Annotated in this window: 17 protein-coding genes; 9 read left to right on the top strand and 8 right to left on the bottom strand. The window is 59.6% G+C overall.

Going from position 1 to position 19,196, the window contains the following annotated elements; translation table 11 throughout:
* The first annotated feature begins 280 nt into the window (after positions 1-280).
* Entirely contained in the window at positions 281-1,159 is an 879-nt protein-coding gene (locus V0R60_RS11540) for a carboxylate/amino acid/amine transporter (RefSeq protein ID WP_136477626.1), read from the top strand.
* Here V0R60_RS11540 and V0R60_RS11535 read toward each other — a convergent pair.
* Positions 1,100-2,401 carry a mechanosensitive ion channel family protein gene (locus tag V0R60_RS11535; RefSeq protein ID WP_330079741.1) on the bottom strand — a complete coding sequence of 434 codons (1,302 nt, stop codon included), beginning with the start codon at positions 2,399-2,401 and terminating at the stop codon, positions 1,100-1,102. The two genes, V0R60_RS11540 and V0R60_RS11535, sit on opposite strands and share 60 nt — an antisense overlap.
* A 141-nt stretch (positions 2,402-2,542) precedes the next feature.
* On the opposite strand from V0R60_RS11535, the gene V0R60_RS11530 reads away from it, so the two are divergent.
* On the top strand, positions 2,543-3,868 hold the full coding sequence (locus V0R60_RS11530; protein ID WP_136477624.1) for a DEAD/DEAH box helicase: 1,326 nt from the start codon (positions 2,543-2,545) through the stop codon (positions 3,866-3,868).
* Between the two features lie 108 nt (positions 3,869-3,976).
* Here the strand turns inward: V0R60_RS11530 and V0R60_RS11525 are convergent, their stop codons facing one another.
* Positions 3,977-4,246: a hypothetical protein gene (locus tag V0R60_RS11525; RefSeq protein ID WP_136477623.1), complete on the bottom strand. Its 270-nt coding sequence runs from the start codon at positions 4,244-4,246 to the stop codon at positions 3,977-3,979.
* Positions 4,247-4,365: 119 nt separating this feature from the next.
* Here V0R60_RS11525 and V0R60_RS11520 point away from each other — a divergent pair, with 119 nt between their 5' ends.
* Together V0R60_RS11520 and V0R60_RS11515 are read left to right on the top strand one after the other, a co-directional pair.
* Positions 4,366-4,758, top strand: a complete 393-nt coding sequence (locus V0R60_RS11520; protein WP_136477622.1) for a transcriptional regulator — start codon at positions 4,366-4,368, stop codon at positions 4,756-4,758.
* A 105-nt stretch (positions 4,759-4,863) separates the two neighbouring features.
* Entirely contained in the window at positions 4,864-5,790 is a 927-nt protein-coding gene (locus tag V0R60_RS11515) for a DMT family transporter (protein WP_330079740.1), read from the top strand.
* On the opposite strand, the gene V0R60_RS11510 is transcribed toward V0R60_RS11515, so the two are convergent.
* A complete protein-coding gene (locus tag V0R60_RS11510) occupies positions 5,741-6,922 on the bottom strand; it encodes a YbfB/YjiJ family MFS transporter (RefSeq protein WP_330079739.1) in 1,182 nt (393 codons plus the stop codon). The genes V0R60_RS11515 and V0R60_RS11510 overlap by 50 nt on opposite strands.
* Positions 6,923-7,028: 106 nt before the next feature.
* On the opposite strand from V0R60_RS11510, the gene ptrR reads away from it, so the two are divergent.
* Both ptrR and V0R60_RS11500 read left to right on the top strand, forming a co-directional pair.
* Complete coding sequence (gene ptrR, locus V0R60_RS11505; RefSeq protein WP_330079738.1) at positions 7,029-7,922, top strand: putrescine utilization regulator PtrR; 894 nt, start codon at positions 7,029-7,031, stop codon at positions 7,920-7,922.
* A 123-nt stretch (positions 7,923-8,045) separates the two neighbouring features.
* Positions 8,046-8,171, top strand: coding sequence for a PA1414 family protein (locus V0R60_RS11500; RefSeq protein ID WP_256205393.1), 126 nt, complete (start codon positions 8,046-8,048; stop codon positions 8,169-8,171).
* A gap of 54 nt (positions 8,172-8,225) precedes the next feature.
* On the opposite strand, the gene V0R60_RS11495 is transcribed toward V0R60_RS11500, so the two are convergent.
* Complete coding sequence (locus V0R60_RS11495) at positions 8,226-9,605, bottom strand: sodium:solute symporter (protein WP_330079737.1); 1,380 nt, start codon at positions 9,603-9,605, stop codon at positions 8,226-8,228.
* Positions 9,606-9,749: 144 nt separating this feature from the next.
* Complete coding sequence (gene speB, locus V0R60_RS11490) at positions 9,750-10,700, bottom strand: agmatinase (RefSeq protein WP_136477617.1); 951 nt, start codon at positions 10,698-10,700, stop codon at positions 9,750-9,752.
* A gap of 223 nt (positions 10,701-10,923) precedes the next feature.
* Here speB and V0R60_RS11485 point away from each other — a divergent pair, with 223 nt between their 5' ends.
* A complete protein-coding gene (locus V0R60_RS11485) occupies positions 10,924-11,817 on the top strand; it encodes a LysR family transcriptional regulator (RefSeq protein WP_136477616.1) in 894 nt (297 codons plus the stop codon).
* A gap of 95 nt (positions 11,818-11,912) precedes the next feature.
* Positions 11,913-12,515, top strand: coding sequence for a tRNA-uridine aminocarboxypropyltransferase (locus V0R60_RS11480; RefSeq protein WP_330079736.1), 603 nt, complete (start codon positions 11,913-11,915; stop codon positions 12,513-12,515).
* Positions 12,516-12,594: 79 nt separating this feature from the next.
* Here V0R60_RS11480 and V0R60_RS11475 read toward each other — a convergent pair whose 3' ends face one another.
* Genes V0R60_RS11475 through V0R60_RS11465 form a run of 3 tightly spaced genes read right to left on the bottom strand, consistent with a single transcriptional unit; the run spans position 12,595 to position 17,521 of the window.
* Positions 12,595-13,950, bottom strand: coding sequence for an HlyD family type I secretion periplasmic adaptor subunit (locus V0R60_RS11475; protein WP_330079735.1), 1,356 nt, complete (start codon positions 13,948-13,950; stop codon positions 12,595-12,597).
* 11 nt (positions 13,951-13,961) lie between these two features.
* On the bottom strand, positions 13,962-16,109 hold the full coding sequence (locus V0R60_RS11470) for a type I secretion system permease/ATPase (RefSeq protein ID WP_375547274.1): 2,148 nt from the start codon (positions 16,107-16,109) through the stop codon (positions 13,962-13,964).
* Between the two features lie 38 nt (positions 16,110-16,147).
* On the bottom strand, positions 16,148-17,521 hold the full coding sequence (locus V0R60_RS11465) for a TolC family outer membrane protein (protein WP_203541921.1): 1,374 nt from the start codon (positions 17,519-17,521) through the stop codon (positions 16,148-16,150).
* Positions 17,522-18,036: 515 nt separating this feature from the next.
* Between V0R60_RS11465 and V0R60_RS11460 the strand changes: the two genes are divergently transcribed.
* A partial coding sequence (locus V0R60_RS11460; RefSeq protein ID WP_330079733.1) for a retention module-containing protein occupies positions 18,037-19,196 on the top strand: 1,160 nt, incomplete at its 3' end.

Genomic DNA, 19,196 nt, shown 5'->3' with positions numbered 1-19,196 from the left:
ACGTCTCGCGTCTTCGGCTAACGCCGAAGGTGCTGCGCACCGCCCCTACAGGTGCCTCCACTCGGCCTGCTGAAGTCGCACTCTGCGGCGCCTGAGCTGACGTGCATGAAGATCAAGATCAAGAGCGTTGAATGGATGAGCTAGCAGCCTCAAACCCCAACCCAACCAGGGGGTTATAGTCCGCGGGATTGCGGGAAGATCTTTTTTATGTGTGCTGTCCGGCAGTTGCCGCAGATATCGCGAACGGCTAAGGTCGCCGCCTCTACTGCAAGGGGCACCCATGGGCTATTTATTGATCGTTGCACTGATCCAGGCGTTTTCTTTTAGTCTGATCGGTGAGTACCTGGCTGGCCACGTTGATAGCTATTTCGCCGTGTTGGCGCGGGTGGTGCTGGCTGGACTGGTATTTTTGCCATTGACTCGCTGGCGTCAGGTCGAGCCGCGCTTCATGCGCTCGATGCTGTTGATTGGCGCGCTGCAATACGGCATCACCTATGTTTGTCTGTACTTGAGCTTCCGGGTGCTTACGGTGCCGGAAGTCCTGCTGTTCACCATTCTCACACCGCTGCATGTGACCCTGATTGAAGATGCCTTGAACCGTCGCTTCAATCCCTGGGCGCTGGTGGCGGCTCTGGTGGCCGTGGCGGGCGCGGCGGTGATTCGTTTTGATCGGATCAGCCCGGACTTTTTCATGGGCTTTTTGCTGCTGCAGTTGGCCAACTTCACCTATGCCGCCGGTCAGGTACTGTACCGTCACCTGATCGCTAGAAATCCCAGCGACCTGCCGCATTACCGGCGTTTCGGTTACTTCTACCTGGGTGCCTTGTTGGTGGTGCTGCCTGCGTTTGTGGCGTTCGGCAACAGCCAGCACCTGCCAAGCACCGACGTGCAATGGCTGGTGCTGCTGTTTTTGGGTCTGTGCCCGACGGCATTGGGCTTGTACTGGTGGAACAAGGGCGCGTGTCTGGTTTCCGGCGCGACCCTGGCAGTGATGAACAACCTGCACGTACCGGTGGGGCTGCTGCTCAACTTGCTGATCTGGAATCAGCACGAGCCCCTGGGCAGGTTGTTCATCGGCGGGGCGGTGATTCTGGCGTCCCTATGGCTCGGCCGTCTCGGCACTCAGCGTCCGTTGCAGGCTGGGTTGGGAAGACGGTAGCAGGCCGGCACGCAGGTCGTTGCCGCTAGGCTGCTGGTACAGGCTCAGGCCGAATTCGGGCATCACTGCCAACAGGTAGTCGAAGATGTCGCCCTGGATGCGCTCGTAGTCAGCCCATGCGGTGGTGCGGGTGAAGCAGTAGATTTCCAGCGGTACGCCCTGGGCGGTGGTGGCCATTTGGCGGACCATGCAGGTCATGTTCGGCTGGATTTCCGGGTGGCTCTGCAGGTAGGCCAGGGCGTAGGCGCGGAAGGTGCCGATGTTGGTCATGCGCCGACGGTTGGCCGACAGTTCGGCGACATTGCCCTGTGCTTGGTTCCAGGCCTTGAGTTCGGCACGCTTGCGGGTGATGTAGTCGGACAACAGCCGAACCTGGCTCAGGCGCTCTTCTTCGGTGTTGCTCAGGAAACGCACGCCGCCGGCGTCGATGAACAGGCTGCGCTTGATACGTCGGCCGCCGGACTGCTGCATGCCGCGCCAGTTCTTGAACGACTCGGACATCAAGCGCCAGGTGGGGATGGAGACGATGGTCTTGTCGAAGTTCTGCACCTTGACGGTATGCAGGGTCATATCCACCACGTCGCCGTCGGCACCGACCTGCGGCATTTCGATCCAGTCGCCGACGCGCAGCATGTCGTTGCTGGTCAGTTGCACGCTGGCGACGAACGACAGCAAGGTGTCCTTGTACACCAACAGGATCACCGCCGACATTGCACCCAGGCCCGACAGCAGCAGCAGCGGCGAGCGGTCGATCAAGGTGGCAACAATGACGATCGCGCCAAATATGAACAGGACCATCTTCGCCAGTTGCACGTAGCCCTTGATCGAGCGCGTGCGGGCATATTCAGTGCGGGCGTAGATGTCCAGCAGGGCATCGAGCAGGGCACTGATCGCCAGCACCAGGAACAGGATGGTGAACGCCAGTGCTACGTTGCCGAGGAAATGCTGGCTGGTGCTGCTGAGCTCCGGCACCAGTTTGAGCCCGAATTGCACAACCAGTGACGGGGTCATTTGCGCCAAACGGTGGAAAACCTTGTTGTGCAGCAGGTCGTGCATCCAATGCAGGGCCGGTTGTCGGCCCAGCAGCTTGACGGCGTGAAGAATCAGAAAGCGTGCCACTCGTCCCAGAACCAGGGCGATGACCAGCAAAATGGTCAGTCCAAGGCCTGCATGCAGCACGGGGTGTTGATCGAGAGTGCCCCAGAGATCGAGGGCGTTTTGCCAGAACTGTTCAATAGCCATGCGGTAGTTGACGTGTCCGAATAGAAAATGAAGGGTTATTAGAGCCCGGAAAGGTGCATCAATGCCAAAAGAAATTCGGCGTAGGCGCTGGAAAACGTTACCCTATACGGCTGAATTTCTGCTCATGCCCGAGGTACACCCGTGTTTTCCCAATTCGCCCTGCACGAACGCCTGCTCAAAGCCGTTGCTGCATTGAACTTCGTAGAGCCGACTCCCGTGCAGGCGGCCGCTATTCCCCTGGCCTTGCAGGGACGTGACCTGCGCGTAACGGCGAAAACCGGTAGTGGCAAGACTGCTGCATTTGTACTGCCTGTGCTCAACCGTCTGGTTGACCTGAAACAAAAACGTGTCGAGATCCGCGCCCTGGTGTTGCTGCCAACCCGTGAGTTGGCTCAGCAGACCCTCAAGGAAATTGAGCGTTTTGCCCAGTTCACCTTCATCAAGGCCGGCATGATCACCGGTGGTGAAGATTTCAAGGAACAGGCTGCAATGCTGCGCAAGGTGCCGGATATTCTGGTCGGCACCCCAGGCCGCATGCTCGAGCAACTGAATGCCGGCAACCTCAAGCTTGAGCATGTGCAGGTAGTGATTCTTGACGAAGCCGACCGCATGCTCGACATGGGCTTCGCCGAAGACGTCGAGCGCCTGTGCGGCGAGTGCCCGAACCGTGAGCAAACCCTGCTGTTCTCCGCCACCACTGGTGGTGCGGGCTTGCGCGATATGATCGGCAAAGTGCTCAAGGACCCCGAGCACCTGATGCTCAACACTGTCAGCCAGCTCAACGACGGCACCCGTCAGCAAATCATCACTGCCGACCACAACCAGCACAAAGAACAGATCGTCCAATGGCTGCTGGCCAACGAGACCTATCAAAAGGCGATCATCTTTACCAATACCCGGGTCATGGCCGACCGTATCTACGGCCACCTGGTAGCCAAGGACATCAAGGCTTTCGTCCTGCACGGCGACAAAGACCAGAAAGATCGCAAGCTGGCCATCGAACGCCTGAAGCAGGGCGGCGCCAAGGTGCTGGTAGCCACTGATGTGGCGGCCCGTGGTCTGGACGTGGACGGTCTGGATCTGGTCATCAACTTCGACATGCCACGCAGCGGCGACGAGTACGTGCACCGTATCGGTCGTACCGGCCGTGCCGGTAACGAAGGTCTGGCGGTGTCGCTGATCTGTCATGGCGACTGGAACCTGATGTCGAGCATCGAGCGCTACCTGAAACAGAGCTTCGAGCGTCGAGTCATCAAGGAAGTCAAAGGCACCTACAGCGGACCGAAAAAGGTCAAGGCGTCGGGCAAAGCCGCGGGCGTGAAGAAGAAAAAGACCGACAAAAAAGGTGACAAGAAGGTGGTAGCCAAGCGCAAGCCGACCGCCAAGCCAAAGCCGAATGCACCCCTGGCAAGCGCTGACGGCCTGGCGCCGTTGAAGCGTCGCAAGCCGGCACCGGCTGCCGAGTAAAGGCGGGCCTCAGGCAGGCGTCAGCCTTGCTGGCGATGCCCGGTATAGCCGGGCATCGCGTACATCGGGCGCTCGCCGGCACCGCCGACGCCTGCACACATTACGGCTTCACACCTTCTTCTCTGCCGATCTCAGCTCTTGCAGCCGCTTGTCGATCAGTTGGCATTTGTCCGGCAGGTCCTTGCTGGCGCTGTCCAGCTTCATGCCTTGCAGCTCGTCATTGATTTCTTTGGCCTTCTGCGGATTCTGCTCCGTCAGTCGGGTAACCTCCTTGGCCAATTCCTCACGCTTTTGCGTGGCTTCTTCAAGTGTGCATGCCCAACTGGGCAGGGCCAGCAACAGGCTAGCGGCGGCGGCAATGTTCAACAGGGTTTTCATCGGCACAGCTCCCTTGGCATGGTTGTGTGGTTGAGCGCCAGAGTGCGCGCAAAGTTCAGTCGAACCGCTGCCGTTGGTGTCGGTCACAACCATACACATCCTTGAGTGAGGCCATGCCGATGAGTAACTACGACTGGGACTTGATCGAACGTTTGTTGCACGAAGTGCAGAACGGTGCCGGTCACAGCTTTACGCCGCGTCCCTACGCTGAGCAGCATGCAGCGGACCTGGCCGCCAAGGGCCAGATGTCGGGTGATCTGGATCATCTGAAGACACGCGCCTGTGAGTATGAAAAGTTGCTGTTTGAGCGCGGCTATATCGAAAGCCGTCCTGAGGAAGAGGGGGGCAATGGCGAGAACTTTGTCCTCACCGCTCGTGGCTCATGCCTGCTCAGCCTGATCGACAGCAGTATTCCGGGCAACGATCACCCACGTGAGGTGCTCGATCAGCAGGAGGATGCACTGGATGAAGCGACCTTCGACGCATTGGCGTCGAAAGCGCAAATTGCCTGAGTGCATACAAGGCTGGTAATGAAGACCGTGGGCCGCTGATAATTGGCGTTGGATCCACAGCTGCCGAGAGTCTGCCATGCCCTTCGCCGATAGCGGGTGCCCGCAATGAGCGCCACCCGCCGTAATACCGATGCCTTTGCTCTGCAAATAATGCTGGTGCTGTGCCTGATCTGGGGCATTCAGCAGGTGATGATCAAGATGGCCGCACCGGATATCGCGCCGGTCATGCAGCAAGCCCTGCGTTCCGGCATGGCAGCGGTGCTGGTGGGGCTGTTGATCTGTTTTCGTGGCGGCTGGGAACAGGTTGCGCACACCTGGCGAGGCGGGCTGTTGGCGGGCGCGCTGTTTGGGGTGGAGTTTTTGTTCATCGCCGAAGGTCTGAAACTGACCTCGGCGGCGCACATGTCAGTGTTTCTTTATACCGCGCCAGTCTTTACCGCCCTGGGCTTGCACCTGCTGTTGCCCAGTGAACGGCTGCGACCGTTGCAATGGTTGGGCATTGTCTTGGCCTTTGCCGGCATCGCCTATGCCTTCGCCGGTGGTGTTTCGCTGTCGGACATGGACAGCCGGATGCTCCTGGGCGACGCGTTTGGTGTGCTGGCAGGCCTGGCCTGGGGGGCAACCACTGTAGTGGTGCGTGCTTCGCGGTTGTCCGAGGCGCCTGCGACGCTGACCTTGTTCTATCAGTTGGCAGTGGGTTTCGTTGGTCTGTTGCTTATCGCCGTCCTGAGTGGACAGGTCAGCGATGTTCATTTCACGCCGCTGTCGATTGGTAGCTTGCTGTTCCAAGGGTTGATCGTGTCGTTCTTCAGCTACCTGACCTGGTTCTGGTTGTTACGGCGCTATCTGGCGTCGAACCTGGCGGTGTTTTCCTTTATCACTCCGTTATTCGGGGTGACCTTTGGTGTGGTGCTTCTGGGCGAGCCTCTGAGCCTGAATTTCGTGCTTGGCGCGGTGATGGTTTTGCTGGGGGTCACCATGGTCAGTGCTGAGCAGTGGGTGCGCCGACGTTTGCGCAGCCTACTGGGGTAGGTTGCACTCGCCAGAGCAGCGCGCCAGCCAGCAGCAGGCCGCAGCCCGCGAAAATCAGCGCGGGCTGCAGGCTCGCGGCGAACTGATTGCTCAGCGCAGCGAGCAGCGGGCCGCTGAGTTGGCCTAGCGCGAAACAGGCGGTCAGAAGGCCGGTGTTGCGCTGGTAGCCCTGGGGCGACAGTTCGCGCAGGCGCTGCATTACCAGCAGCATGCACGCTAGAAACGGCGTGCCACAGAGCAATACGCCCATGGCCAGTCCCAGGCCATTGCCCAGCAGGCAAGCGAACACACCCACGGCTTGCAGCCAGAGCGTGGCTATCAACCAGCGTGATGTACTGCCCCAACCTGGTCGGCGCAAGCTTGTTAGCACCACCCCCAACGCCGCCGCCAGACCGAACCCCGGCCAGAATAGATCTGCCAACCAATGCCCGTGCAGACGGGCGCTGGCCATTTGCGACATGAACGTGGCTGGGATGATGTAGCCGACCCCGTAAAGCGCATAGATCAGGCCCAGGCGTGTGATCCCGTGGGTCGGCTCTTGCGCTGCTTGAGAGGTACTGGGCGCCAGCGGGGCTTGCGGGCGGGGCAGAAAAGGCACCACTGCCAGCAACATCGCCAGCGCAGCACCGGCATAGACCAGCCACAGCGAAGCGGCGCTCAGTCCGTAGAGGTTGGCAAGAAGCGCCAGCAGGCCGGTGAGCGCGATGCCCAGCCCCGGCCCGGCAAACACCAAGGCGCCGAGCCTGGGCTGCTTACTGGCGGCGGCCACTTGCTGGCTGAGTGTGGTGAGCATCACCAGTACCCAGGCACTGGCCACGCCCGTGCCGAAACGCAGCACCAAGTGGCTGCAGAAACCGTTGGCCCAGAACGAGGCCAGGGTCAACAGCACACACAGCCACAAGCCACCCTGAAGGCGAGCACTCACTTGACGGGGGCGGCGGGCGAACATTGCATCCAGTGCACCTAAGAAGTAGCCCAGGTAATTGGCGGCGGCAATCAGGCCGGCGGCGGTCAGGGTTATCTGGCCTTCGCCAATCAAGTGCGGTAATTGCGGGGTGAGGGCGAAGCGGCCGATACCCATGGCCATCATCAGGGCCACGGCGCTGGCGAGCAGGCGGCTATGTGCAGACATGGTCGAGTTCCTCAAAGGGGCTGCAATGACCGTCAGGCTAAGGGCGATTGACTTTCAGTAAAATTGAATAATCATGATTAACTTGTTCTGTTCTGGAGAATAACTTGTGGAGCTCAGTCAGTTGCGTATCTTCCAGGCGGTCGCCGAAGAGGGGTCGATAACCCGCGCTGCGGAGCGCTTGCACCGCGTGCCGTCGAACCTTTCCACGCGCCTGCGGCAACTGGAAGAGCAATTGGGGGTCGAGTTGTTCCGTCGTGAGCGCCAACGCCTTCAACTGTCACCGGCCGGCAAGGTGCTGCTCGATTACACCGGGCGCATGCTGGCGCTGCGAGATGAGGCGTTTGCGGCAGTGCAGGGCGGGCAACCGGCGGGCAATTTTGCCCTTGGCACCATGTACAGCACGGCAGCGATACAGCTACCGGCGCTGCTGGCGCGCTATCACAAGGCTTATCCTGCGGTGAACCTGCAAGTGCAGGCAGCGCCCAGCGGCGAGCTGCTTGAAGGGCTGGTCAATGGTCGACTGGATGCTGCCTTGGTGGACGGCCCGCTGGCACTGGCCGGGCTGGATGGCGTGCCATTGTGCGACGAAACCCTGGTGCTGATTACCGACCCAGATCATCCGCCGGTGCTCAGCGCCCAGGATGTAGCCGGGCAGGCCGTATTCACCTTTCGCCAGGGCTGTTCCTACCGGATGCGCCTGGAGGCCTGGTACGCCCACGACCATGCTGCCATGGGCCGAGTCATGGAGATTGAGTCGTATCCCAGTATGTTGGCATGCGTGATTGCTGGGGCAGGGGTGGCGTTGATGGCTCAGTCGATGCTCGATAGCTTGCCCGGACGTGAGCGTGTGACGGCGCACCGCTTGCAGACGCCGTTCGATCAGGCAACCACCTGGTTGATGTGGCGCAAGGGTATGTGCGGCGCAAATTTGAGTGCGTGGATCGATCTGCAACAAGGCGAAACAGTTGCGACGGCGACGGAGCGCGCGGTTAGGGCTTGATTAAGGTCAACATCGACCCAAGTTGTAGTCCAAGAGAATGCGTAATGTAAGACATAGGGCTATGATCTGTATGAAGCATCGCAGGATTGAAACGCCGTGCAGGCTGACCCGTGAGGGGGATTTATGAGAAATAATCTGTTCAACTGGCTTCACGACCTGGCAGCGGCTCTGGGTTTGATTCCACCGCCATTGCAGCCGGTGCCGATCCCTACCGACGAAGAGCAGCGCAAACGCCAGCCTCGTCGCTAGCGTCAGGCTTGGGCCGCCGCATCAGCGTGATGCGACGGCCACCGTTGGTCAGGCTCAGGCCAAGTTGACTGCACCCGCCGGGCGGCGAGACATCACGCTTACAACCACAAAGCTGATCAATGCCACCGACAGGCTGTAGTAGATTGGCGTGTTGGCATCCATCCCATCCTTGATCATGAAGGCCAGGGCAGTGACGAAGCCCAGGGTCATGCTGGTGATTGCAGCGGCAGTGGTCGCACGCTTCCAGTAGATCGCCCCGATCAGTGGTACCAACATGCCACCGACCAACAGGTTATAGGCCAGGGTCAGGGCACTGATCACGTCTTCGACAACCAGGGCGATACCCAGCACGGCAATACCGGTGAGGCAGGTGAACAGGCGGTTGATCGTCAGGCTCGACTGCTTGCCACCGCGCAGTTTGGGCAACAGGTCTTCGGTCAGTACAGTCGAAGCTGCCAACAGGCCAGCACTGGCAGTGGACATCATGGCCGCCAGGGCAGCAGCAATTACCAGGCCGCGGATGCCGTCAGGCAGTGCGGATTTGACGATGGCGGCAAAGGCGTTGTTGGCGTTGCCCAGGTCCGGCAGCAGGACATGGGCTGCCATGCCGATAGTTGCACACACCAGACCGTAGATCACACAGTAGATGCCAGCAGTGGTACCAGCGCGCTTGGCGACTTTTTCGTCCCGCGCGGTGAACACCCGTTGCCAGATATCCTGGCCGATCAGAATGCCGAAGAAGTAGATCAGGAAGTAGGTGATGATGGTGTCCCAGCCGATGGTGGTCAGGCTGAAACTTGAAGCCGGCAGCTTGGCTACCAGTTCATCCCAGCCACCCACGCGGTACAAGCAGATCGGCAGCAGGACAAACATCAGACCGACAGTCTTGATCACGAACTGGACGATGTCGGTCAGGGTCAGCGACCACATGCCGCCGATGGTCGAATACACCACCACCACGCCGCCGCCGAGCAGGATCGCAGCCCAGAAGGGCATCTCGAACAGCACTTGCAGAACGGTACCGATTGCTAGCGTCGAGGTTACGGCGATCATCAAGGCATAGGCGAGCATGATCACTGCGCTGGCTTGACGGGCCATTGGGTTGTAGCGCTGTTCCAGCACTTGAGTGACGGTGAAGATTTTCAGGCGCAGCAGCGGCTTGGCCAAGAACAGGTTCAGCGCGATGATGCCCAGGCCCAGGGCTGCACATAACCAGAAGCCCGAAATACCGTGAACGTAGCCGAGCTTGACCGTACCGACAGTCGAAGCACCGCCGAGCACGGTAGCCGCCATGGTGCCCATGTACAGGCTCGGGCCCAGGTTGCGTCCCGCTACCAGATAGTCTTCATGGGTTTTCGCTTTGCGCATGCCGTACCAGCCCAGCCCGAGCATGCCGGCCGCATAGATCAAGACAACGAATAAGTCTAAGGCCATGGGTGTCTCCGATTATCTTTATTATGGTGAGATCGATCCTGGCGCCAGGCAAGCCTGGCGCCGGTCATTCGTCTACTGCGCAGGCCGCTTGTGCGACCCGGCGATCATGGCTCCTGCCTCGTTGTAGCTCCTTGTGCCTGTCGATCAGCGATGAGCGACACCCGGCAGGACACAGAGCATTTCGTACAGCAGGTTGGCACCGAGCAAGGAGGTGTTGCCGGTGGTGTCGTAGGGGGGGGAGACTTCCACAAGGTCACAACCAATCAGGTCGAGACCCTGGCAGCCACGGATGATTTCCATGGCCTGGATGGTGGTCAGGCCGCCGATTTCAGGGGTGCCGGTGCCAGGCGCCCAGGCCGGGTCGATACCGTCGATGTCGAAGCTCAGGTAAACCGGGCCATCGCCCACTTTCTCGCGAACCTCAGCCATCAGGGGGGCCAGGGACTTATGCCAGCATTCTTCGGCCTGAACGACACGGAAGCCCTGCTTGCGGCTCCAGTTGAAGTCTTCGGCGGTATAACCCTGGGCGCGCAAGCCTATCTGCACTACGCGGTCACAGTCCAGCAGGCCTTCTTCGACGGCGCGGCGGAAGGTGGTGCCATGGGCGATCTTCTCGCCGAACATGTGGTCGTTGACGTCGGCGTGCGCGTCGATGTGTACCAGGCCAACCTTGCCATGCTTCTTGTGGATCGCCCGCAGGATCGGCAGGGTGATGGTGTGATCGCCGCCCATGGTCATGGGAATGACGTTGTGTTCGAGGATCTCGTCGTAGGCCTCTTCGATGATCCGTACAGCGTCGAGCAGATTGAAGGTGTTGATCGCTACGTCGCCGATGTCGGCAACCGACAGGGAATCGAACGGGGCAGCGCCAGTGGCCATGTTGTAGGGGCGAATCATCACCGACTCGGCACGGATCTGCCGTGGACCGAAGCGGGTGCCGGAGCGCAGCGAAGTACCAATGTCCAGCGGAATGCCGATGAACGCGGCATCAAGGCCTTCGGCGCTTTGCAGGTGAGGGAGACGGAGCATGGTGGCGATGCCGCCGAAGCGCGGCATTTCGTTGCCGCCCAGTGGTTGGTGAAGAATTTTGTCCACGGTCGGGCCTCATCGGTTCGATTGTTCTAGTTGTTTGAATCTGTCTTGCCGGGGCGATTTAAACCCTGGAACGCTGGCAAGCAGGTGCATTGCCGCAGAGTCTGCAAAAGGTAGTGGGCAAAGAGAATCGCTACAGACAAATACTTAGTTCAGCTTTTTCTAAACTAATGCCGTTAAGCAGGTTAGACTTTTCCTACTGCCATCTTCCTGAGTGCTAGCAACCATGGCTTCTGCTGTGCCTGACCTGAAACTTCTGCGCATTTTTGTCAGTGTTGTGCGCCATCAAGGCTTCGCCAACGCTCAACGCGAGCTCAACCTTTCCACGTCAGCCATCAGTACCTATATGAGTCAGTTGGAGGCAGCGTTAGGGATTGTCCTGTGCCATCGCGGCCGCGGAGGTTTCAGCCTGACCAGTAAAGGTGAGTTGTTTCATCAGGAAACCTTGCGCCTGCTGGCAGAAATCGATGGTTTCGAGCAGTACGCCGCAGCCCTCAAGGGTGAGCTGCGCGGCACGCTGAACTTGGGGGTGATTGACTCGACGGTAGGTGATCGGGCCTTGCCGTTGGCTGAGGCCATCGGTGCCTATAGCCAGGAACATCCCGCGGTGCACTTGCACCTGTCAGTGTCCAGCCCCTATGAGTTGCAGTTGGGCGTCCAGGACAACCGCCTGGACCTGGCGATCGGCGCGTTCTCCACGCGCATGAGCGGGCTGGTCTATCAACCGTTGTACCGCGAACAACACTGGTTGTACTGCAGCAACCGTCACCCGCTGTTCAACGAACGGCGCATCCCCGAACAGGTGATTACCCAGCAGCGCATGGTCGGGCGCGGCTATTGGAGCCAGGCGGAACTCGCTCGCCATGGCTTCAAGCACAGCGCCGCAACGGTGGAAAGTATGGAGGCGCAACTGATCCTGGTGTTATCCGGTGCCTACATCGGTTACTTACCCGAGCACTATGCTCAGGCGTGGGCTGACAAGGGGGATTTGCGCGTGTTGTCACCAGCGACGTTCGGTTATCAGGCGCCGTTTTCCATGATCATTCGGCGAGGCCGCAGCCGGGAACCCTTGATTCAAACCTTCCGCGATTTGCTCAAAGCACAGTTGACCCCGGCGTGACCGAACGCTTCAATCGCTGAAGTTCTTCGTTTCCCTACAGGGAAGTGGGTTTTTATCGGGACTGCTGGCACACTTTGTCGGCCCAGGAGAACCCGATGTCCAGAATTCACTGCGAGCGCTGCCTGCGCCCCCAAGCCCATTGCCTTTGTGCGTTGATCCCGTCACTCGAAAGCCGCACGCGTGTGCTGGTGTTGCAGCATCCCAGTGAAGTGCGTCACGCCCTCAATACCGCGAAACTGGCGGCACTTGGTTTGCGTAATGCGTACTTGCGGGTGGGGGAGGTCTTTGACGACCTGGCCGAATTGATCGACGTGCCGGGGTACCGCAGTGGGTTGCTGTTTCCGGGAGGCGAGGCGCAGCCTTTGCTGGCCTATACCGATATCGCCGATCAACGCCCGTGGCTATTGGTTGTACCCGATGGCACATGGCGCAAGGCAAGTAAGCTTTTGCACCTCAATCCACAATTGGCGGCGCTGCCACGGGTGACATTGGCCGAGGTCCAGCCTTCGCGCTACCGCCTGCGCAAAGCACCGGCAGCAGGAGCACTGTCGACGGTGGAGGCAGTGGTGCAGGCGTTGAATGTGCTCGAGGCGCCGGCCTGTTTCGATGAGTTGCTCAAGCCGTTCGAGGCCCTGATCGAAGGGCAGATTGCAGCAATGGGCTCAGAGACGTATCAGCGCAATCACCTCGATCAGTAAAAGCAGGCTTGCCCCGCGAGGGGATGCGTTGCGGCCTTTTCTATTCAGGCGGCACTGGCCTCATCGCAGGGCCGGGAAATCAGCGCTCGCGCATGGCTTCGGTGCGTGCCTTGAGCACGGGTTTGAGCAGGTAGTCGAGCACGCTTTTGTGTCCTGTGATGATGTCTACAGTGGCCGTCATCCCAGGAATGATCAGCAACGGCTTTTTGTCTCCGCCCAGGTGGTTTTTGTCGGTGCGCACCTGGATCAGGTAGAAGGAGTTGCCCTTGTCGTCAGTTACGGTATCGGCGCTGATCAGCTCCAGCTTGGCCTTGAGCCCGCCATAGATGGTGTAGTCATAGGCGCTGAACTTGACCATTGCCTGTTGTCCCGGGTGCAGGAAGGCAACGTCCTGTGGGCGTACTTTCGCCTCGATCAGCAGGTTGTCCTCCAGGGGCACGATCTCTACCAGATCACTGCCCGGCTGCACGACGCCACCGATGGTGTTGATCTTGAGCAGTTTGATGATGCCATGTACTGGCGAGACCACAGTAGTACGCGAAACGCGGTCATCAATGGCGATGCTTGAGGCGGTAATCTTCGACAGGTCGGTGCGTTTTTCGTTGAGTTCCTTGGCCGCTTCCGAGCGAAAGCCTGCTTCCGATTCTTCAATCTTGCTTTTCATTTCCGCAACCGCCGCCTCTGCCCGGGGAATGGCCAGCGTGGTCGCGTTCAGCGAGCCACGGGCTTCCACGGTGCTGCGTTTAAGGCGAAGAATTTCCACCGGTGAAATGGCGCCGGTGCCCACCAGTGGCGTGGACATATTCAGTTCCTGTTGCAGCAGGGCCAGTGCCGAGCGGTATTGCTCAGCCTTGGAACGGAACTCCGCCAGTTCCTGGGTTTTCTGCCGGAGCTGTTCACTGAGTGTCTGCTGCTCGCTGGTCAGGCGCCGTTGCCGGGACTGGTACAGCGACAATTCGTCCTCGGCCACCTGAGGTGCCTTTTTGAGTACTTCCTCAGACACCTGGAACGGGCGGCCCTCGGCTTCGGCAGACAATCGCTCGACCTGGGCGGTCAGGGCATAGCGGTCTGCTTCGCTTTCACCCTTGTTGGATTTGAAACGGGTGTCGTCCAGGCGCAGCAAGGTATCGCCCTTGTTCACCACTTGGCCTTCGCGAACAAAAATCTCCGTGACGATACCGCCTTCAAGGTTCTGGATGACTTGGATCTTGCTCGATGGAATAGCTTTGCCTTCGCCCATGGTGACTTCGTCGAGCACGGCGAACCAGGCCCAGGTCAGGGCTGTGAGCAACAAGGCGGCAGCCAACCATACAGTGATTCGCGACAGACGCGGCGAATCCTGCAATGTGGCGCCGGCCAGATCGGGCATATAGTCGCGCTCTGCAGTCTTGCCGAAACTCTGGAAGTAACTGCGCAAGCCTTGGCTGATAGACATGACTGAACTCCCTAGATGGCCGAACCCACCCGGCCTTTGCGCAGTGCATCGATAACCGCTTCCTTGGGCCCATCGGCCACGACTTTGCCGTTGTCCAGCACCAGCAGCCGGTCAACCAGACTGAGCATCGAGGTGCGGTGGGTAACCAACAGCAACGTCTTACCCTGAACCCAGCCATGCAGACGCTGGCGCAGTTGGTCTTCGCTGGCGTTATCCATGTGGCTGGTGGGCTCGTCGAGAATCATGATGGGCGGCTCCAGCAGCATTGCCCGGGCCAGCAGCACTGCTTGGCGTTGCCCGCCGGAGAGCAACTGGCCACGCTCACCCACAGGGCGGTCGAAACCTTGCGGATGCTGACGTGCCAGGTCGCTGACGCCAGTCAGTTCGGCAACTTCAAGCATGCGCGCATCGCTTATGTAGCGCGCGCCGAGGGTGAGGTTGTCGCGCAGGCTACCGGCCAGCAATGGCAAATCATGGGCAACGTAGCCGATCTGGGTGCGCAGGTCGGCGATGTCCAGTTGGCGCAGGTCAAGATTGTCGAGCAGGATCTGCCCTTCGTCAGGGGCGTAGAAGCCCATCATCAAGCGCGCCAGGGTGCTTTTACCCGAGCCGCTACGGCCAATGATGCCGATGCGTTCACCCGGCTTTACGGTGAAACTCACAGCATTGAGGGCGGGGGCGTTCTGACCGGCATAGCGGAAGCTGACATGGCTGACTTCGAGCGCACCGTGCAACTGGGTGCGCTCCAGCGGTTGTTGGCCGGTCTGGCGTTCCTGCGGCAAGGCCATCAAGGCGTCGGTGCTGCGCATGGTCAGTTGCGCCTGCTGGTAGCGCGTGATCAGCCCGGCTATCTGCCCCAGCGGCGCCAACACACGGCTGCCGAGCATGTAGCTTGCAACCAGCGCGCCGACGCTGAGATTCCCGGCGATGATGCTGTAGACACCGGCGACAATCGTCGCCATGCCGCAAAACTGCTGGATGAACAATGTGCCGTTGGTGGCCAGTGCCGACAGGTTGCGGGCGTGGGCGTCGAGTCGAGTCAGGGCGCCGTGGGTGCTTTCCCATTGGAACTGACGCTCGCTCTCGGCACTGCAGGCTTTGAGCGTTTCCAGGCCGCCAAGGGTTTCGATCAGCAGGGCCTGGCGCACGGCGCCCAAGGCCAGGCTTTTTTCCACGGTATCGCGCAGCCGTACCTGGATGAGCAGGGCAAAGATAATGGTCACTGGAAAGGCGATCAGGGGGATTACCACCAACCAGCCACCCAGCAGGCCGATCACCACCAACATCAACACCACGAACGGCAAGTCGATGACGCTGGTAAGGGTCACCGCGGTGAGAAATTCGCGCAGCCCCTGGAAGTCGTGGATGCTTTGAGCAAAGCCGCCAATAGTGGCGGGGCGTGCTTTCATCGACATGCCAGTGATGCGCTCGAATAAGGTCGCCGAAAGAATCAGGTCGGTCTTTTTCCCGGCCTGATCCAAAAGATGAGCGCGCACCACCCGCAGGATCAGCTCGAACAGGGTGCCGATCAGCAGGCCAGCCACCAGCACCCACAAGGTCGAGATAGCCTGGTTGGGCACCACCCGATCATAGGTCTGCATGACAAACAGCGGCACCATGAGCCCCAGCAGGTTGATCAGCAGGCTGGCCAACACCGCATCGCTGTAAAGCCAGCGCGACAGTTTCAAGGTGTCGCGGAACCAGGCATTGACCCGTGGCATCAAGGGTGTGCGCAGGTCTTCGAGTTCATGGCGGGGGCGGGCAAACAAAGCTTCGCCGCTATAGGCCTGGGCCAGTTCCTCACGGCTGACCCATTGCTCACCGCCTTCGGCCTCGCTGGGCAGGATCAACGCCTGATCATTCTCGCCCCAGCGGCGCAGCACCGCGCAACGACCCTCCTTGAGCAGCAGCAGCACCGGTAGATTGAGCGCAGAAATCGCGTTCAACTCTCGGCGCAGCACACGTGCCTGCAAGCCGGCACGCGCGGCAGCGCGTGACAGCAGGTCAGGACTCAGCCGCTGTTGCGCCAGCGGCAGCCCGGCGCTCAGGCCGGCACGGCTGAGCGTGCAACCATGCAGCTTGCAGAGAATCAGCAATCCATCGAGTAACGGGTCATCGAAACTCTGGCGCGGATCCGCCGCCGAGCTCGCAGGTTGCATGCTGGTCACAATGGCCTACTCCTGCAGCGGTTTTAGGATTAGCGCATATCAGGCAAACGGGCTTCGCTCCTCACTTCACTCGCGGCAATGGCTTCAGGGGGCAGAGAAATTCGCTGTTTGTTCAGCAGTTCACCCATGTTGGCCAGAACCCGATACATCGAGAACTCTTCGACATAGCGTACTTCGGTATACCGGCGGTTGGCGTTGTACAGCTCGTTTTCACTGTCGAGCAGGTCAAGCAGGGTGCGCTGGCCGAGCCCGAACTGGTCCTGATAGGCGGCGCGTACTCGGGTTGTGGTGTCGGCGTATTCGCGCGCGGTTGGGGTTTGCTTGCGGGCGTTGGTCATGGCGTTCCACGACAGCGCCAAGTCCTCGTTGAGGGTTCGCAGGGCGTTGTTGCGAATGTCCATCGCCTGGTTGATCTTGTGTGCGTCCGACTGCAGGCGGGCTTTGTCACTGCCGCCACGGAACAGGTTGTAACTGAGCTCGACACCGGCTTGCCAGTCGTTGTTATCGTGACCGACCTGGCCTGCGGTGTTGTTGTTGGCACCGGTGGCCAGCACTGCGTCCAGACGTGGATAAAACGGCGACTTGGCCACTTCATACTGCTGCTCGGCGGCTTGCACATCGGCCTGGGCCGACTTCAGGTAGGGGTTGTGCTCAAGCATGTCCTGACGGGCGTCCAGCAGGCTTGCAGGCATTTCGCCCTTGATGGTGACCGGTGTTTCGAGCTCATCGGGGACGCGTCCGACAACGCTGTAGAAGTTGGCTTCGGCATCGGCCAGGTCGACTTCGGCGGTGTACAGGTTGTTTTCTGCCAGGGCGCGACGTGCGGTGGACTGATCGCGGTCAGCGATACTGCCCACGCCACGCTCACTGCGCAAGCCAATCTGGTCATTGACGCGCAAGTGAGCCTGGAGGTTGTTGGTGGCCAAGGTCACCAGTTCGCGCCGCTTGAGCACTTCCAGGTACACCTCGATGGCGCGCAGGGCAACACTCTGGGCGGTTGCCTGGGTGTAGTAGGCGCGCGAGTTCACCACAGCCTCGGTGCGGCCGACTTCGTTCGGGGTGTTGAAGCCGTCAAACAACATCTGCCGCAAGCGCAGATCCGATTGGGTGTAATTCAGTGTTTCCTTGTTGTGATCGCGTGAGCCGTCGATGTTGGAACCGCGGGTGTTGGTGTTGTCGGATTTCTGCCGACCATAGCCTGCAACCAGATCAACGCGTGGGTACCAGCCACCTTTGGCAACGTTGACGTCTTCGTCTGCAGATAATCGGCTGTTGCGGCTCGCGTTGATTTCAGGATGTTGGTCCACGGCGCTTTGAACAGCTTCCGTAATCGACATCGCCAGGGCATTGGCAGAGGCCATAGCCAAAAAAATCGCGCCGGTGATGGGGGTCAAAACGCGCATGGGGTACTTCTCCCTGATTTCTAATTTATGTATTGCTGTCGTCAAAAAAATGACGGAATTTTGAGTCTAAACCGTTTCAAACTTGTAACATGAGAGCTAAGAACATTTATAAGAATAGCTAAGAAGAATTTTTCATAAGGGTTATGCGAAAAAAAACTTATGCGTTCTAAGGAATCCACGACATTGTTCATATCGGGCGACCCGTGGATTCCACGCTGGAGTGCATTTTTCGGGCGTCGGCAATTAGTTCAATTTTTTTTGCAGCAAAGGGCACGGATGTAGCGGAGGGGATGGAGGAAAATCAGATTTGGCGACAATTTTTTGGCATTTGCCGGTTTGCCAGATCAATTCCACGTTCACTGTGTGTCGATCACGCGAAGGTGTTGATTTCATTGAAAATCAGCCTTCGCCTTTAGCGCTTGTCGAGTAACGACTCCAGCAGGCGCCACGGCCGACCACGCGCGATTCAGAGTGCTTTCCTGCGAAAAACCGTTTTGCAGCAGAGGAGAGCGCTCATGGCCAAGCTAATCGGTGTTGTCAGCAAAGTAGTCGGAGAGGTCTTCGCAGTCGCCAACGACGGTACTCGTCGGGCACTTGCCGAAGGTGACCGGCTGTTTGCCGGCGAGCAGTTGGAAACGGGGGCCGCTGGAGCGATTGCCGTTCATCTGCAAAACGGTGCCGAATTGACCTTGGGCCGTGACAGTAGTCTTGAGCTTACGCCTCAACTGCTGGCCAATCAGGCCCCCCATGTCGATGCGCCAGAAGCACTGGCACCTAGCCAGGCTGAACTGACAGACGTGGAGAAACTCCAGCAGGCCATCGCTGCGGGGGCTGACCCGAGCCAGGAAGCTGATCCAACTGCCGCCGGTCCTGGTAGTGGCGGTGCTCCGGGCGCCGTCGGTGGCGGGCACTCCTTTGTCATGCTCAGTGAGGTGGCCGGTCGAGTTGATCCGATCATTGGCTTTCCTACCGCGGGCTTCAACGGTTTTGCCGAACTCCGGGATCTGGATGTCGGTTTGCTCAATGACAGCAACGACGACGCTCCGCCGCCGCTCGTTCCTGAAGTAGACCATCCGGTTATTCTTGACGGCCTGGACGTTGGCGGCGGCGAATTGTCGCTGAATGAAGCCAATTTGGCGCAAGGATCGGCCAGCGATCCAGCGGCGCTCACCCAGAACGGCAGTTTTACCGTGGTGGCTGCAGATGGGGTGTTCAATCTGAATGTCGGTGGCATCAACGTCGTCACTGCGGGTGCGGTGACCGGCGTGGGCCAATCCATTGTCACTGGGCTTGGGAACGTTCTAACCATCACCGGATACGATGCCGCGACTGGTGTTGTCAGTTACAGCTACACCCTGACGGGCGCCGAGTCCCACGCCAATGGGGCTGGGACCAATGGGCTGGGGGAGAGCATCACCGTATCCGTCAGCGATACCGATGGTGATGTGGCCAGCGGCTCGCTGGACATCAACATCGTCGATGATGTGCCAAAGGCTATGGCAGACACCAACGCGGTGACCGCCACGGAAAATCAGCTGAGCCTCACCGGCAACGTGCTGGATAACGACATTCAGGGCGCCGACCGCATCGCCAGCGGTCCGATCACCCCGCAAACCATCGAAGGGACCTACGGCAAGCTGGTGCTGGCTGCTGACGGTTCATACACCTACACCCT

The sequence above is a fragment of the Pseudomonas auratipiscis genome, assembly GCF_036324085.1.
GTDB classification, from domain to species: Bacteria; Pseudomonadota; Gammaproteobacteria; order Pseudomonadales; family Pseudomonadaceae; genus Aquipseudomonas; species Aquipseudomonas auratipiscis.
This window is presented reverse-complemented; position numbering and strand designations above follow the sequence as displayed.

Bases quoted from the DNA above. Each gene is read 5' to 3' on its own strand.
- V0R60_RS11540 (WP_136477626.1), top strand. From the start codon at position 281: ATGGGCTATTTATTGATCGTTGCACTGATCCAGGCGTTTTCTTTTAGT.
- V0R60_RS11535 (WP_330079741.1), bottom strand. From the start codon at position 2,401: ATGGCTATTGAACAGTTCTGGCAAAACGCCCTCGATCTCTGGGGCACT.
- V0R60_RS11525 (WP_136477623.1), bottom strand. From the start codon at position 4,246: ATGAAAACCCTGTTGAACATTGCCGCCGCCGCTAGCCTGTTGCTGGCC.
- V0R60_RS11520 (WP_136477622.1), top strand. From the start codon at position 4,366: ATGAGTAACTACGACTGGGACTTGATCGAACGTTTGTTGCACGAAGTG.
- V0R60_RS11515 (WP_330079740.1), top strand. From the start codon at position 4,864: ATGAGCGCCACCCGCCGTAATACCGATGCCTTTGCTCTGCAAATAATG.
- V0R60_RS11510 (WP_330079739.1), bottom strand. From the start codon at position 6,922: ATGTCTGCACATAGCCGCCTGCTCGCCAGCGCCGTGGCCCTGATGATG.
- V0R60_RS11500 (WP_256205393.1), top strand. From the start codon at position 8,046: ATGAGAAATAATCTGTTCAACTGGCTTCACGACCTGGCAGCGGCTCTG.
- V0R60_RS11495 (WP_330079737.1), bottom strand. From the start codon at position 9,605: ATGGCCTTAGACTTATTCGTTGTCTTGATCTATGCGGCCGGCATGCTC.
- V0R60_RS11485 (WP_136477616.1), top strand. From the start codon at position 10,924: ATGGCTTCTGCTGTGCCTGACCTGAAACTTCTGCGCATTTTTGTCAGT.
- V0R60_RS11480 (WP_330079736.1), top strand. From the start codon at position 11,913: ATGTCCAGAATTCACTGCGAGCGCTGCCTGCGCCCCCAAGCCCATTGC.
- V0R60_RS11475 (WP_330079735.1), bottom strand. From the start codon at position 13,950: ATGTCTATCAGCCAAGGCTTGCGCAGTTACTTCCAGAGTTTCGGCAAG.
- V0R60_RS11470 (WP_375547274.1), bottom strand. From the start codon at position 16,109: ATGCAACCTGCGAGCTCGGCGGCGGATCCGCGCCAGAGTTTCGATGAC.
- V0R60_RS11465 (WP_203541921.1), bottom strand. From the start codon at position 17,521: ATGCGCGTTTTGACCCCCATCACCGGCGCGATTTTTTTGGCTATGGCC.